At 57.7% G+C, this 14,903-nt stretch carries 12 protein-coding genes and 5 pseudogenes; 8 read left to right on the top strand and 9 right to left on the bottom strand.

Annotated elements, in window-relative coordinates:
• Nucleotides 1-16: 16 nt before the first annotated feature.
• A complete protein-coding gene (locus tag MU558_RS22375; protein ID WP_246975675.1) occupies nt 17-685 on the bottom strand; it encodes an HAD family hydrolase in 669 nt (222 codons plus the stop codon).
• A 271-nt stretch (nt 686-956) separates the two neighbouring features.
• Between MU558_RS22375 and MU558_RS22370 the strand changes: the two genes are divergently transcribed.
• The 4 genes and pseudogenes from MU558_RS22370 to MU558_RS22355 form a co-directional block, all read left to right on the top strand.
• Nucleotides 957-2,327, top strand: a complete 1,371-nt coding sequence (locus tag MU558_RS22370) for a phospholipase D-like domain-containing protein (protein ID WP_246975673.1) — start codon at nt 957-959, stop codon at nt 2,325-2,327.
• A gap of 141 nt (nt 2,328-2,468) precedes the next feature.
• Nucleotides 2,469-2,619, top strand: a pseudogene (locus MU558_RS22365) (helix-turn-helix domain-containing protein); the annotation flags it as partial.
• An 8-nt stretch (nt 2,620-2,627) separates the two neighbouring features.
• A pseudogene (locus tag MU558_RS22360) lies at nt 2,628-2,851 on the top strand (zinc ribbon domain-containing protein); the annotation flags it as partial.
• Between the two features lie 57 nt (nt 2,852-2,908).
• Nucleotides 2,909-3,526: pseudogene (locus MU558_RS22355) on the top strand (IS6 family transposase); the annotation flags it as partial.
• A gap of 428 nt (nt 3,527-3,954) precedes the next feature.
• On the opposite strand, the pseudogene MU558_RS22350 reads toward MU558_RS22355, so the two are convergent.
• Nucleotides 3,955-4,338: pseudogene (locus tag MU558_RS22350) on the bottom strand (transposase); the annotation flags it as partial.
• Between the two features lie 160 nt (nt 4,339-4,498).
• Between MU558_RS22350 and MU558_RS22345 the strand changes: the two are divergent.
• The gene (locus tag MU558_RS22345) at nt 4,499-5,956 is read left to right on the top strand and encodes an IS66-like element ISNpe25 family transposase (RefSeq protein ID WP_246975465.1); all 1,458 of its coding nucleotides are present in this window, start codon (nt 4,499-4,501) and stop codon (nt 5,954-5,956) included.
• A 10-nt stretch (nt 5,957-5,966) separates the two neighbouring features.
• Here MU558_RS22345 and MU558_RS22340 read toward each other — a convergent pair.
• A pseudogene (locus MU558_RS22340) lies at nt 5,967-6,410 on the bottom strand (transposase); the annotation flags it as partial.
• A gap of 234 nt (nt 6,411-6,644) precedes the next feature.
• Between MU558_RS22340 and MU558_RS22335 the strand changes: the two are divergent.
• Nucleotides 6,645-7,424, top strand: coding sequence for a 2-oxo acid dehydrogenase subunit E2 (locus MU558_RS22335; protein WP_246975671.1), 780 nt, complete (start codon nt 6,645-6,647; stop codon nt 7,422-7,424).
• A 509-nt stretch (nt 7,425-7,933) separates the two neighbouring features.
• Here the strand turns inward: MU558_RS22335 and MU558_RS23585 are convergent.
• A complete protein-coding gene (locus tag MU558_RS23585; protein ID WP_486642007.1) occupies nt 7,934-8,119 on the bottom strand; it encodes a DUF8008 family protein in 186 nt (61 codons plus the stop codon).
• A 203-nt stretch (nt 8,120-8,322) separates the two neighbouring features.
• Between MU558_RS23585 and MU558_RS22330 the strand changes: the two genes are divergently transcribed.
• A complete protein-coding gene (locus MU558_RS22330) occupies nt 8,323-9,279 on the top strand; it encodes a hypothetical protein (RefSeq protein WP_246975670.1) in 957 nt (318 codons plus the stop codon).
• Between the two features lie 334 nt (nt 9,280-9,613).
• On the opposite strand, the gene MU558_RS22325 is transcribed toward MU558_RS22330, so the two are convergent.
• From MU558_RS22325 to MU558_RS22310, 4 genes are all read right to left on the bottom strand, one after another.
• Nucleotides 9,614-10,258 (bottom strand): helix-turn-helix domain-containing protein, encoded by a 645-nt coding sequence (locus tag MU558_RS22325; RefSeq protein WP_246975668.1) that lies wholly within the window; start codon nt 10,256-10,258, stop codon nt 9,614-9,616.
• A 165-nt stretch (nt 10,259-10,423) separates the two neighbouring features.
• Entirely contained in the window at nt 10,424-11,359 is a 936-nt protein-coding gene (locus tag MU558_RS22320; RefSeq protein ID WP_246975666.1) for a hypothetical protein, read from the bottom strand.
• A complete protein-coding gene (locus MU558_RS22315; RefSeq protein WP_246975664.1) occupies nt 11,356-12,138 on the bottom strand; it encodes a DUF8168 family protein in 783 nt (260 codons plus the stop codon). The genes MU558_RS22320 and MU558_RS22315 overlap by 4 nt, the downstream gene beginning before the upstream one ends.
• The gene (locus tag MU558_RS22310) at nt 12,139-13,002 is read right to left on the bottom strand and encodes a hypothetical protein (RefSeq protein WP_246975662.1); all 864 of its coding nucleotides are present in this window, start codon (nt 13,000-13,002) and stop codon (nt 12,139-12,141) included.
• A 411-nt stretch (nt 13,003-13,413) separates the two neighbouring features.
• Here MU558_RS22310 and MU558_RS22305 point away from each other — a divergent pair, with 411 nt between their 5' ends.
• A complete protein-coding gene (locus MU558_RS22305; RefSeq protein ID WP_246975660.1) occupies nt 13,414-13,656 on the top strand; it encodes a hypothetical protein in 243 nt (80 codons plus the stop codon).
• Nucleotides 13,657-13,744: 88 nt separating this feature from the next.
• Here the strand turns inward: MU558_RS22305 and MU558_RS22300 are convergent, their stop codons facing one another.
• Nucleotides 13,745-14,881 (bottom strand): FAD-dependent oxidoreductase, encoded by a 1,137-nt coding sequence (locus tag MU558_RS22300; RefSeq protein ID WP_246975658.1) that lies wholly within the window; start codon nt 14,879-14,881, stop codon nt 13,745-13,747.
• Between the last annotated feature and the right edge of the window lie 22 nt (nt 14,882-14,903).

The following is a 14,903-nucleotide window of genomic DNA, read 5'->3' as shown; positions in this document are numbered from 1 at the left end:
TTCACGTCCCGACGGATTACTGTCGATTGCCAGGTTCGCCGTTGACTACCGCGCGCAACCGTTCGTGCAAGTCAGCCGGCGATGTCACTATCTCGTCTGCGTGTTCGACGTCACGGGTGGGCCCGTCGGCTGGCGCGTATCCGATGCAGTACGCCCCCGCGCGGGTCGCCGCAGTGACGCCGTGGGGCGAGTCCTCGATAGCGAGGCAGTCAGCGGGGTCCATGCCGAGTTCGGCCGCCGCGTGGCAGTATATCGCCGGGTCCGGCTTGCTGTCGCCGTCGATGTCGTCGGCACTCACGACCGTCTCGAAGCAGTCGTCGAGGTCGAACCGGTCGACGACCGTGTCGACGCGAGGGCGACTCGCCGCGGAAACCAACCCTATCGGGACGGATCTGTTGGCGAGCCACTCGAAGGACATTTCGACGCCCGGCAGGAGTTCGACTGCCTCTTCGTAGACGCGGTCGACGTCCTCGTTGAGTAGCCGAGCGAACCGGCGACGGTCCGCCTCGAACCCGTGGGTATCGACAAGGTACTCGTACTTATCATGGGTGTTCAACCCGATCAGCGCCTCGATGTCGACCGTCGTCAGGTCGAACTCGTCCCACAGTACCCGTTCCCAGTGCTCGTATTTATGCGTCACCGAGTCCACTAACACGCCGTCCATATCGAATAGTACTGCGTCCACACGAGTCAATTCCGGGAACGATCCATATATTTGTTTCGTGAACTCCCGGTGCCTACCGCTACGAGCGCCTCTCGTCTTCCCGCCCGTCCACGCTGTTGGGTAGTGATACTTCGTTCACCGCTCGAAGGAATGGTCCAATACGCATCGAATCGACGATCGGCGAACGGCGTGACCGTTACAGGAATTCTGATGTCACAGTATATCACAGAACGAAACATACTGACGCTTATGTAATTATGGGCGATCTATATGAATCACCTCTTCAACGAGTATGAGCGAAGGATACCATGCGGAAGATCAGTCAAGATCGACAGGAAGACGCCGGTTCCTCCAGGTAGTGGGAGCTGGGCTGGCAGCAACAACCACCGGTCGAGTCGAGGCAACGCAAGCAGGTTCGCCTCCGGCCGTCCAGCCCATCTTCAGTTATCCTACCGCCGACAGGTCACCTGACGATAGGCATGAAACAGTCGTCACACGACTCCTCGAACGGGCAGCCCCGGAGAGCAGCGTCTACTGTTCACTGTTTACGCTTACTCGAGACAAGATATCGGGCGCGTTCGTCGCCGCCGCGGACCGCGGCGTTGACGTGAATATTCTCATCGACGAACAAAGTATGCACAGATCAGCTACCCGGTTACTGCTTGACGAACTCCCGGACCGTGCTGCGGTCGTTACCGACGGTGGCGTCGGCGACCGGCACAACCATAATAAGTTCCTCCTCCTCGAGGAACTGGACACGGGAGACGAAAACGTGGTCTGGCAGTCGTCGTCGAACATGACCTCGTCGCAACTCTACAACCACAACGCTTCGGTCGTCGTCCGGAACGATCGACCTCTTTACGAAGCGTATAGAGATTACTGGGCAGACTTGGCCGACGGATCCCAGAATCTCGCATACAACCGCACGGAGCACGGCGATTCCGCCTCAGTGTACTTTTCCCCTCGCGACGACTTCGACACGCACATCGCGGCCCTCGAAGACGTGGTTCCGTCGTGGAAGACGCGAATCCATTTCATGCAATCGATCTGGACTAGCTCTCGGGAAGCAGAGTCCGAGCTGATCGACCGTCTCGCGGAACTCGTCGAGGCCGGAAGCGAAGTCCGCGTCGTCGTCCAAAAGGGGGACGAGGTCGTCGATCGCCTACGCGAGGCTGGCGTCGATGTCGTGGCCTACCCGTCCGGGGACGTGGGAGTCCACTCGAAGTATATGCTCGTCGAGTCCGACTTCGAGACCGAAAGCGGCGACACCGAACGCCGACGCGAGGTGTGGACTGGGTCACAGAACCTAAGCCGACCCGGATTGCGGCGAAACGACGAGGCGCTGCTCCGCTTCGTCGACGACTACGTCTACAACGAGTTCCTGGATGACTGGGAGCGCATACATCGACGGGCCCGACGCATTGATGCCGAGACCGAAAGCAGACGAACTGATTCCGACACTACGACGCAGTCCGACCCTCCGACATCTGTGAATTCTGCTCGGACGACCGATATGGCGATGCGAGATGCGATCGAGCCGGATGAACAGAGCGGGTGGCGAGAGCGCGGTTATCTATACCCGCTCCTCGCGACGGCCGCCGGAGGGCTCGCTGGAAGTTCCTATCTTGTTCGTCGTCGACTCCGATCATCTGGCGAGCAGTGACCGGCGCACCCGTATACTGTGGGACGAAGGTTTTGAGACTTTCCAGTACGTTGTTCAGCTATGACCGAGTACGGCGCTGTATCCCCTCCCTGCTCGCTTCGCTCGCTGAGGAAGGGTGCTTACCGCCCTCAATTACAGCTAAAGGCGATCAAGCGGCTTACTGCTGCACGTGAGCACCTCGATGGACTGTCTCCCTCAGATCGAGGACAAATACGGCTGGTCTCGCCAGACCGTCTACAACTGGTTGAATCGCTTCGAAGAGCGCGGCTTTGAGGCCGCGCTCTACGACGATCCACGCCCAAGGGCGGAGAGCGCGGTGTTGAAGTGCTGAAAGAGAACGAGTGGAACACCTCGAAGACGTGTTCACGCCGTGGCGACGACACAACGTCGAATCGCAAGTACCGTGGATTGTACGTCTGTTCGTCGTGTGGGTTAGTCGAGAACGCGGATTGGAGCGGGGCGGAGAATATACGCCAGAAGATACTCCGAGTCCTCACGGCGAGGATAAGAGTAACGGCTGTGTGGTGGGGCGGTGTTCAGATTCGGATTGGCGGATAGGGCGTAGCGTTTTCGGCGCGTCTATGACAGAAAACGCTAGCCTCACTGGGTGTATCGATCAAATCGAGTTAGATTTGGTAGAGCGAAAGAAACACATTAGCTGTTTATGAATCTCAATATTCAGCTCTATCCAGCCATACCATCATTCTCCTATATAGTTTCTATTCTTTAGATATTCGGCATTAAACGGGCTCGATCGACCGTTCACAACTGGGTACACAAAACCGATCTACAGCCCGAGGATGGTCGTAGCCCGGATCACGTTGCGGTTGACGAGACCGTGATTCAACTCGGTGATGAACGGTACTGGCTGGACGGTGCTGTCGATCCCGAGTCAAACGATTTGCTGTATACGAAGGTTGAGCAGGTGAAAATGAACGCTTTCGCTCATGCGTTCTTGACGGAATTACGTGAGAAACACGACGTCGATGATGCTGTGTTTCTCGTCGGTGAAGCGACACCGCTCCAAAACGCGTGTTCTCGATACAGCCTCGATCTCAGATACGAACACCACGGAAATCGGAACAGCGTCGAACATATCTTTCGTGAAATAAAAACGAAGATCTCTCTTTTTCTCGAATTGTCTTAGCAACGCCGAAGAAAAAACTGCTGACGAGTGGTTAAGATCGTTTGTCTTCGCACAGATCAGCTTCTCTGAACACAACCAGGTTTCCAGATCGTCCAGTTCCTGTTGTAACTGCTTACTGCGCCCCTTAGCAGCGAGTAGCGGGTTCAATATATTTCATATCGCCAAAGCTTATACATAATTAATTTCTATATATAATAATATTACCACACGTACGAACAGAATATAGATACTCCGCTGATCTATATCGATAAACTCGGGCTGAACGCTGCAGCAACCCACACGTCAGCAAACAACAGAAGCAAAGCAAAACCTCCATTGAACTCGTGCTCAGGCGTCTGAACCGATGCATAGACGTATGCAGCCAACGCCAGGACCATATCTGAATTTTTAAACAGTTGCTGAAATAGTTTCCGGATAGATGAAATTTTCACCCGACTAAATAGTCACCACGGATGGTAACTGTATTGTCTGTACTGGTCGTTAGATGGCTCGGTCAAGATTGTGGACGATACACGCAAGGGCGAGTTCACGAAACTGCATCCACCAGCGTCGTGAACGGACGAATGCACCGTATTTTCGCTTGAGACGTGAGTTCACTGTTTCGCTCTGACTCCGTTGGCCGTAGAGGTTGGAATCCAACCGAGCGTTCCACGCTTTCTGCAGTGACGAGAACTCACGGTGTTTGATCAACGGACGAATCCCGTTCTCGCGGGCCATCCCCCGAATCTGCTGATCGTCGTATCCCTTGTCCCCAAGCAAAACCCCGATTTCAGCTGCATTGCGGTTGATGAGCGATGGTGCGGTCTGCGTATCGTGTTTTCGGGTCGTTGTGACGTGGAGATCGAGAATAGCGTTCGCTCTCGCGTATGTGTTTAGCCCGAGCTGATTTCGGTACTGTCTCGTAGGAAGCGTTCAACGGACGCGACATGAACAGGCAGCAGACATCGGATACGACTCTCAGGGATGGGCTCCGCAGCGGAGCCCATCCCGTTGCCTCTGCTGTCATAACTGGTTGGTGGAGTCTGTGAACGCAGACGATTTCACCAAAGAAGAGTTATTTTCTCGGTTGCTTCAGCTTGAGCAGCGGGTCGAAGAACTTGAACAAGAAAACAAGCGGAAGGACAAGAAGATCGATCAGTTGCAAGAGCAACTTGACCAGAAGGACGAGCGGATAGAAGAACTCGAAACACGTCTTCGCAAATACGAAAATCCGCATACACCGCCCAGTAAGCGACGGTCGGGGACTGACGAGTCCCCGACCTCGCAGGACGACGAAGACGAGAATGTTCGAACCGACGGCGGCACTCCTGGACGGAAGGACGGCCATGATCCAGAGTGGCGTGTAACAGCTGGTCCCGACAAAGAGATCGAAGTCACCCGTGACTGTTGTCCCGAATGTGGCGAACACTTCGACGAGTCGGTGGGCGTCAGCCCCCGACTCGTCGAGGAGGTTCCTGATCCGCAGCCTCCTGAAGTCACCCAGTACAATCGCCACTGCTACCAGTGCGACTCTTGTGGAACAGAAACTGTTGCTAAACACCCCGACTGCCCCGATGAGGGGCAGTTCGGGGTGAACGTCATCTCCCAAGCAGCACTTTCTCGGTACGATCACCGCCTTCCCTACCGGAAAATCGCTGATCGCTTCGAGCAACTGCACGGGTTAGAACTCTCAGGCGCGTCCGCATGGCACGCGACCGAGCGCGCTGCGCGCGCCGGTCGCTGCGAATACGAACAGATTCGAAGACAGATTCAGCAAGCAGAGATCGTTCACGTCGACGAAACTGGTATCAAACGCGAGGGTGAGCAAGCATGGATCTGGACGTTTCGGACGGGAGAGCACACGCTGTACGCCGTAAGAGAGAGTCGTGGGAGCGATGTCCCCGCGGAAGTCCTCGGCGAGGACTTCGCGGGAACGGTCATCTGCGATGGGTGGACGGCGTATCCAGCGTTCACAAGTAACCTTCAGCGGTGCTGGGCACATCTTCTCCGGGAAGCCGAGGACGTTGCTAGTGACCACGAGGAGGCAGAGCCGGTTCACCGGTATCTCAAACAGATGTTCGTCGGTCTCCAGTCGTGGCTGGAGACCGACCCGAGTCCTCGTGAGAGAGCACAGATGCACCGATCATGCCAGAACGGGCTTAGATCGCTCGTTGAGCGGTCAGTAACCGACGAGGCAGTGGCAACACTACTCGGGAAGATCGAAGGAGGGATCGACCACTGGCTCACCTTCGTCGGTGAGCCAGAGGTCTCCCAGACGAACAACGCAGCTGAGAACGCACTTCGTGAACCAGTCGTTCTCCGGAAAATCATCGGGACACTCCGTAACGATCGAGGTATGTTCGTTCACGAGACGATCTTGTCCCTGCTGGCGACATGGCGCCAGCAGGGACGCAATCCATACGAAGAACTTCGCCGAGTCGTCAACAACAATGAGATGCTCTCACGGGATCACGCTGTGCCGGCTGTCGAGACTTCGGGGTAAACTCATACGCTCTCGCAATGACTAAGAGCGTGACTTTTAGCTGCTGAATCGTCAGCTTCGCTCGTTTCGTGTAATGCTTCGAGGCGTGACTGCGGTCGAACCCAGAAGCGTCGATACCTGCAACACCGTTAGTCGGAAGCGGTGACACAGAGAGATTGAGAAGGACTCGCCAAACGGCCATATCGAGTCTGTCGAACGCTTTACACAGCGTTGACGGGGCAGGAAGTTCGGTGAGGTTGAGAGCACTCCGAATGCGGGGCATTTCGATGAGTTCGTCGAGGAGTGTTCGATAGGTCGTGTTCTTCCGAACTTTAAGACACAGGAGAACGATGTGCTAATGAAGCGTGTAGCGTTGTTTCGAGAACTTCGAGGAGTATCGGGCTACAGCACGTTTCGCTAGCTCAAATGCTTCCTCGACAAATCGAAGTAATCGAGATTTTGGGAGGGTCTGCATCTCCTCAAACTACTGACTGAATCTGTAACTCACCAAGAATTTCAACAACGCCATGCTGGTCTAAATAAAGTAGGAAAAGCAGCATCGATTGATCTATGTGATGTCATAATTCTTCTGTTATTAGTATATATCTGATACGCAGTGATACTCCCCGTAATACCCTAATCTTGGGGGCAAAGTAATCGGCTCTTCGAGAGCGTCAAGAGGTATGCTTCTTCTCAACGAATGAGTAGCATGAGCGACAGAGGTAACCGAACCGAACTGTTCCCCGCCCGTCGCCTGGGAACGGTCGATTATATGCGAACGGCGGGTCGGCGGAGCAACGTCCACGGACTCGTCGAAATCGACGTGACCGAGGCGCGACGACGTATCGAGGCCATCGAAGCGGAGACGGGAGAATCCCAGTCGTTCACAGCGTTTCTCGTGTGCTGTCTCGCACGGGCCATCGACGACCATCCCCACGTCAACGCGTATCGGGATTGGCGTGGTCGCGTACACGTGTTCGAGGACGTCGACGTGAACGTCCTCGTCGAGACGACGGTCCGGGGCGATCGAATGGGCGTTCCACATGTGGTGAGAAAAGCCAACGAGCGGTCTGTCCGCTCGATTCACGACGAGATCCGGTCGGCACAGCAATCCCGTGACCCGGCGGATCTCTCACCGTTGGCCGAGTTGGCATTTCGGCTCCCCGGGTTCGTTCGACGACTCGTCTGGCGGCTCCCGCAGTGGTTTCCCGAGCGCTGGAAGGACATGGCGGGGACTGTCACCGTGACCTCCGTAGGGATGTTTGGTGAAGGGGGTGGATGGGCCGTCAGCCCGACGAACTACACGTTGCAGTTGACCGTGGGTGGCATCAGCGAGAAACCGAGGGTCGTCGACGGGGAGATCACGACTCGTGAGTTGCTCGACATCACGGTGACGTTCGATCACGACGTCGTCGACGGGGCATCCGCTGCGCGGTTCGTCCAGCGACTGCGGGAACTCGTCGAAGACGGCCACGGGCTCGAAACGTAGCGGGAACCGAGAGCAGCCCCAATCAACAGTGCGGGATGGGGATTCCATCTGGCCCATCGGACCGATGGACATGAGCAGGCTCACGAGCGCGACAGGGAACTCGTGACGAAAAGACAGACGTGCCGGACCATCACCGTTCTTCGGTCGTCGCGACGCCCTCGCTACGACGGGGCTCTCGAGTACGTTCGTTGATAGGTGCCGGAACTGCCGGGTCCGCATCACTCGTCGCAAGACACCGAAGCGCCCGCAGTCTCACTCGGTGAGATTGTCTCAACGTCATCTATAGCGTGAGTTTGCGCCGCTGGGGATTCCAGATACCTGTCGTCTCCAGACTCACTTGCGACCATCGTCTGTAGCGACAACCACTGAGGACCACTCGGGGGAGCCACCCACGAGTAGCCATCCTCGAAGCCGCGGTCGTGGTGTGAATCGGTCGTCCTCTGAGACGTGGGGTGCTCTCGAGGCGGGCTCTCGCCCCCTGTCCCAGCCGAAGACGGGTGTCATCTGGATCAGGAGCTGAAATTCCGGCGTTCACGATCGCAACTCGAGCCGATAGTCTCTCCTGAAACGGCGACGTCCGCCGGGAGGACGAGCCGCCGTTCGGTGTACTCGAGGCCGTTCTTTCGCTGCGTCCGTCTGCGGACCGCGATTCGATTTCTCGACCGGTCGAACGAGGTGTTAATTTCCGGACACACTACAAAATTTAGAGTGCATACTCACGGTTTTCGCCGCGGGAGAAACAGTCAACTCGAGAATGGCTGAAGAATGTGGATGGTGGGGTGGTATAGAACGAGAACGCATCTCCTTCGGAGCGTCTGCAGACCTGAATGATCGACACTGATGGAAACTATTTTACCTGGAGTATAACGATAGCCCTCTCGACCATCACCCTGACGTAATGAGTGAACTGCTCAATCAGGGACTCGTTCTCCTGGGGGTCGTTCTTTTCACGATCGGATTCGCGGCCGTTCTGCTGAACCCGTCAGTGGCATTTGGTCCCGAGTCCACGTCTCCGGAAGGTAACGAGTCCGTGGACGCAGCGTCTCTTGAATCAAATGCATCCACGGAAACAGAGCCGACATCGTCTGGATCAAACAAATTCACGGCAACAGAGGCTGGTTCCTCTGTGTCCAACGAATCAACGGAAACAGAGCCTGCGTCTCCGGAATCCAATGAATCCACAACTACAGTTACAGTCGACGGCAGCACCAGGACGATGATCGCTGGTCAGACTATCAACGGCGACGTGAACGTCACCGGCCCGGTCCAAAGGAAGTTCACGATCGCGCGTGGCACAGTCATCGACGGGCAGCTCCGGCTCCCAGAGATACACACCAGGGCCGAGATCAAAGCCACCGTTGGAGGGATCACTGCACGCGCTCTTACCGACGACGCCAAACTACGACTAACCGACAGAGCGCTGATCGACGGCGCCGTCTCGATCGAACGAATTCATGATGGGGGTGCGTTCAAAATGAAGAACGGGGCCATCACTGGCCCAATCTCGATCGATGCGGTCCACGGCGGAGACGTCGCACTAGAAGATCACGCTCGGGTTGTGGGCCCCCTGTCGATCACGACAATCGACGACGACGCCGAGATTACGTTCAAAGATGCTGCCACTGTCGGCGGGGACGTAACCATCGAGACAGTCGATGACGGCAGCATTGCAATTGAGGACGCCGCGATCGCTGGTGATGTCGTCGTTGACGATCTCGGTGAGAACGGCGAATTCGTTCTCGACGACGATGCGACGATCCACGGCGATCTCGTCGTTCGAAACGTTGACTCGGAGAGCAAAATCGATGTCGACGATGAGGCCGTCGACGGAAAGGTCCGGATCGACACTGCCTGACGAGGTCCGCTCGAGGATGATCAACGCTACGAGGCTGCCACGCTCGTCTTACTACCCGCCCGATGCCCTGCAGACACCTACGACGTCGGTAGCTGTCGTACTCACCTCGTAACCAAGGCCTGCAGCGTCCATACATTCATACACCGAAAATCGCCCGACTGCGCGGGGACCTCCGGTTGGACGGGCATCTCTTCTACTTTCGTTCGATGGTCGAACGAGAGAGTGGGTCCGCAGGGAGTCGCGTATAGCCAAACCGACGTCGTAGAGAAGATCGATCGCCGATTGCTCAATCCCGAGTGAACCCGTGCTGTGCTGGTCGCAGTAGAGACTCTCGTCACCTCGTCTCGGTGTGTTTCCGAATCACCGCTGCCTCTGCCTTCCGCACCAGTTCCCCGGCGGTACTCGTCGAGCAGTTTAGAACACCTGCAATGTCCGCGATCGTCCCCTCACGAGGTACTTCGTAATAGCCGACCGAGACCGCAGCCTCCAGTGCCGCCTCTTGCCGGTCTGTAAGGCTCGACGGTGAGTTCTTTCGCTCGAAGTCGTGGACCTGTTCGATGGTGAGTTCACCGAGTTCGGAGAGCTTTTCGTGGAGTGCACTGAGCGCCGTCGTTTCACCGACCGCTTCGAACTGTACCTCACCCGTCTCGAGAAAGACGACTGGCGTGAGGAAAATCACACGTGAATTTTCGATTGTATCCAGCAACGCGGAAGCGAACTCGTAGTCGTCCTGCAGTAGAAACGCGTACGTCCCGTCGCCATCCTCAACGAAGTTACTAACGAGAAGGGAGTCGATATTTTCGATAGCTTTCTCAGTCGCTTCTCGATCCCCATCACACCAGAACAACGTCGTCGCGTCTTCGGTCGGACTCCACATCAGCAGTTCAGCCCGTGAAATCGATGACTGGTCCATAATCTGCTGGTGAAGTGGGTGGACGAATCGCTCCGGATAGGTGGCCGAGAACTGAATTCGTTTCATGCCGCCGTTGAACGACGTTCGACTGAGCCACATATCAATCAGTATGGTCTCTCACGAGCGGTTCCCAGCCCAGCGCGATGATATCAGTTGTTGGCAATGTGATCTACTTTATTCAGTCTGACCGACTGGGACACTGCGGAATCCTTGCCGGTCATTGTTCGGTTGTCAGTTCTCCGACTTCGGCTTTTCTATCTGTTTCTTGACGCTCGTTTCATCTGGAGTGACTGGCTTCACTCGAAGCTCTCCGAAGCCGTACTTCGAGTGATTCCCGACGCGGGTGAGTCCGGACATCGCGGTCTCCACCGGACGGTCGCCATCGTAGCCGACGACCACGCCGTGATCGACCGTCTCCAACTCGTATACGTCGCCGCCCTCGATGACCTTCTCCAGGCGGTGGCGCAGCTGCGCTTCGTCGTCTACGCTCCACCACCAGGGAACGTCCACGTTGTTCGCCTTCGGGTACTCCGACCGGAGGACGAACGGCGTCACAAGTTCGAGGATGAACGCCTCGCCGTCTTCGAGACGCGAGTAGTCCAGTGCCTCCAGGTCAACGACCTGCGTGTCTTTCAGCGTGGTCGTCCCGTAGCCGTAGTTCCGTTTGCCTCCGAACTGGAGGCCGTCAAGCACGTCCTCGCCGAGGGGTAGAACGTCCGGGTCATCGGCGTGCAGGTAGGCGTTCACGTACCAGCGCGTGGTCTGCTGCTGTTTCCGAGCGTCGTCGGGCCGGCCCATGATCGTCTCGTGAGCCAGCGCGGGCATCCCGCTCTGGAACCGGATGTCGTGGGCGTTCAGCCCGTCGCGGGGCCGAGTATCGAGCAGCCACGGGTGGTCGGGATGCCGGAAGAGGAACAGGTCGTCGTAGCTCTCCACGTCGGGGAGCGACGACCCCATGTACGGTCGAATCCCGCTCTGCGAGTGCTCTTCCGGGAACGTCCCGAACTGGCCGGGCACGAACATCCCGTGGCTGGCGTTGATGTGCTGGTGGACGTCGTGTTCCAGCTGCATCCCGAGCGCGTGGTAGATCGCGTTCCCCGAGACGTAGTAGGGATGCCCGAGGTAGTCCATGTCGAGTTCCCAATGAACCTGCTGGATGCACGTCATCGACTCTCCCTCCGAGTTTCGAGATCCTCGATGTACTGGAGCGCCGTGCTCCAACTCCAGATCCGACGGAGGTTCGCATCGAGCACCATGTCGTGCTTGTCGTGGTTGACATCGAGCGGGTGCGTGGTGAGGCGCTTCCATGCCGACGCCCACGACCGCCACGGGCGGCTTCCAAGGCGCGCCCATGGTTGCCCGTCCGCGCTCTCGTCGATTCGAAGCGCGAAGCGGTCGCCCGCGTAGACCGTCCGGTGGGGCACGATCTCCTCGGCATCGTCCACGACCAGGAGGAGATCGGCGAACTCGTGACCGGCGCGGTAGTTGTCCAAGAGCGTCGCCACGAGCAGCGTGTGGTACTTCAAGCTCGTGTACGGGTAGTAGATGCTCTCGTTGAACCCGCTCGCTACGTCCGACGTGATCCACGCCCGATGCATCGCCTTGGGGTCGGAGCCCGTCAGCAGGTCGTTGATGGCCTCAGAAAGGCGCGGGCGTGAGAACTCCTCGGGGTCGTAGTGAGAGGTCCCCGTCAGCAGCGAGAGCCGGTAGTGCGTCTCGTGGTTGTCCACGGTCTGCTCGGGCTTCCCGTTGGGCCGTGAGAGCGCCGACGCGTCGCCGTCCGCGCCGTGCGGGACGGTCTGATTCACCGGGACGCCGTGGAAGATGTCCGGCGCGTAGTCGTGCGTCTCACCGTTAAGTTTGTGGGCGTCGTGCCGGTACGCGGCGACCATCACGTCTTGGCCGCCGTCGCCTTGGAAGTCGCTGAGTGTGACGTTCTCGGCCATCTACGGCCCCTCCTCGATACGCTCTTCCAGCGCCTCCACGAACGCCGGGCGGCACTCCTCGGTCCACTGGTCGTCTTTCTCGTCCATCTTGTTGGTATTGCCCTTCCCGCGGTCAAAGACACGCTTCAGTTCGCGTTCCTCGTACAGCGGATTGATGAGGTGGCAATCAACGATCCCCGCGCCGAAGTTGCGCGCGCCACCGAGCTGGTGCATAAAGTTCGTCTTGTGCTCATCAAGGAAGTCGATCCCCTCCGCGAGGAGACCGATGAACTCGGGCTTCGTCTCCCGGAACGAGAGATGCCAGCAGCCGTCCAGATTGGCGACGGCGTCTACTGCGGCGTTCCGTAGCGGTTCTCGGTTGTCCTTCCGGTTGCGGGAGACTACGTTCCGATTCAGCCGGCGGTAGTGGCCTTCGGCCTGTCCACGTGTGTAGTCCACGCTGGAGCGGACGGGGTTAAACTTGATCGGGCGACGCATCACCTTTCCCGGCTGGTTGCCGAAGCCGCCGAAGAGGTCGAAAACCACGCATCCGTGGTCTTCTTTCGGGTCATCGACGCACGCGCCCTTTTCGTGGTAGCCGTCATCGAGGTCGCGCTCGTAGACATCTTCCTTCATGAAGTTCGCATTAGCCTCGCCGGGGTGACAGGCGGTACCGTCGTACTCGTGGACGACGCGCTCCATCCCGTGGCGAAGCCAGCCCGAGAGCGGAAAGGCAGGGATGATACCGCCAATCTGGTTCTGCGGGTCGTCGTCCTCGTAGTTGCCGTTCGAGGCGTGGTGTCTGTCGGTCATGATGCTGTCACCGACCACCAGCAGGTCTGTCTGGATTCGCACGAACACGTCGCGGTCGATGTCTTCAATCATGGTGACCCAGTTTCGTGACCTCATCACGTTTAAAGGTCAGCGAGTATCGAGTGCGTTCTCCAGCGCGTCCAGAGAGCCGTAGGCGACGCCACCCATGTGCTGCTGGCGGATCAGGTCGTTCGTTCCCACCATCGTCCCGGTAATCAATAGTAGTACGCTCTTGTGGCGGAGATTGTTGATACAGTTTCCCGTCGTCGGCTCGAGTCAAGACTTATCCACCAGAGCCACTGAGACGCAAGTTCGCGATCTACTGCACTCGCTGCAGAATCGCGGGACGGCTCCGCATCAACAATGTGCTACACAAGAGCGTTGGCTGAAAAGTTCCGTGGTAGATGGGGGGTAGAAACCTCATATCGAGTGATCAAAAATCGGTTTCTGCCACAGTCGGGTTCGAGCCAGATTGAACACCGGATGTTCCTGTTCGGCTACGCGGTGCTGCTGTACAACATATGGACGGTGGCGAACGCGATTGGAGCCGATCGGGATGACGATCACGACCTCGGGGAGGACGGGAAATACTGGAAGGCAATCGTCTTCCTGAGTAACATGATTGACGACCGGGAGCCACTCGAAATCGGGGAAGTTCCTGAGGGAGAGTTATCAGAATTCAGTGAGATGATTCAGAGCGATTTTTACTTGAAGTTCAGCGTCTGAAAGAGGGCGTTTCCACTCACCCCTCGAACTGAATAACATCACCTACATTGCCAACTACTGATATGGAGGAGTCCAGTTATCAGACTGTCTAGGATAACTCGCGCTCGAGGAACCACTCGAACAGCGGCGTCCGTTTCGTCAGTTCGTTCCGGACCCGGCGAAAGACTGGTGATTCGAGGAACGTGAACGCAGCTTCGATTCGGGCAGTTCGGCGGACGCGTTTCGCATCGGGGCGGCGACGCTGTTCGAACTGACTGAAAGCCATTCGGGACGACGATTGGTCCGTCGTGAGCAGTTCCTGGGCGAGCACACGGGCGTCCTGTAGCGCGAGCGACGCCCCCATGCCAGAGATCGGACGAACCGCGTGCGCAGCATCGCCGAGCAATACGACGCGGTCTGTATGCCAGCGTTCACAGGAGACGTCTCGGACACGGTCGAAGAACGGCTCGTCCTCCGTTCCGTCGAGAAGCGCCGGGAGTTTCCAGCCGATGGCTTCCGCGTGGTCTCGGAGCGTCTCGCGGGCTGGCCCGGTAACCGGTGTGTCGTGGCGTGCAGCGAGGTTGAACCCGACACGGTCGTCGACTCGAGCCACGAACCCCTCGCTTTCGGGGCCCCACACGCTGACCATGTCCGGGCCGATCTCGACGTTCTGGCGGGCCCACAGCGACCAAATATATGTATCGTGTTCGCGGACCGTCCAGTCGGTGAAGCACTGCTCGCGGACAGTAGAATGGATCCCATCCGCACCGACGACAATTCCGAACCTCTCTGTCGAGCCGTCGTCGAACGTGACTTCGACGCCGTCGCAGGTCTCGTCGATTCGGATTGGTTCTGTGCCCATTCGGAGCCATGCTTCAGGAACGCGATCACGGAGGGCCGCGTGCAGATCAGCACGGTGAACTGCCAGGAGAAGCGATTGTTCCCGTGGAATCGACATCCGTGTGAGTACTCTCTCGTCGCTCGAACGCACGGCAATCGCCCGCGGGTCAGTCGCCACCTCACGAACGGACGACAGGAGGCCGAGATCCGCGAGTACAGATTGGCCCTCGGCCCAGAGGCCGATACCGTATCCACCCCTCCCCCATTCGGTGCGCTGTTCGACTATCGTCGGTTCGTAGTCGAAGCGGGCGAGGTAGTTGGCTAACGCGAGCCCAGCCAGGCCACCGCCAACGATCAGTACATCGGTATCTACGTCCGTCGAACCACCGTGTTGGGAGCCCGTCATTGTGATTCGAAGCGTGATTGGA

Source organism: Natribaculum luteum, from assembly GCF_023008545.1.
Lineage (GTDB): Archaea > Halobacteriota > Halobacteria > Halobacteriales > Natrialbaceae > Natribaculum > Natribaculum luteum.
The sequence above is the reverse complement of the archived record's forward strand: the minus strand, read 5'-3'. Positions and strand labels throughout refer to the sequence as shown.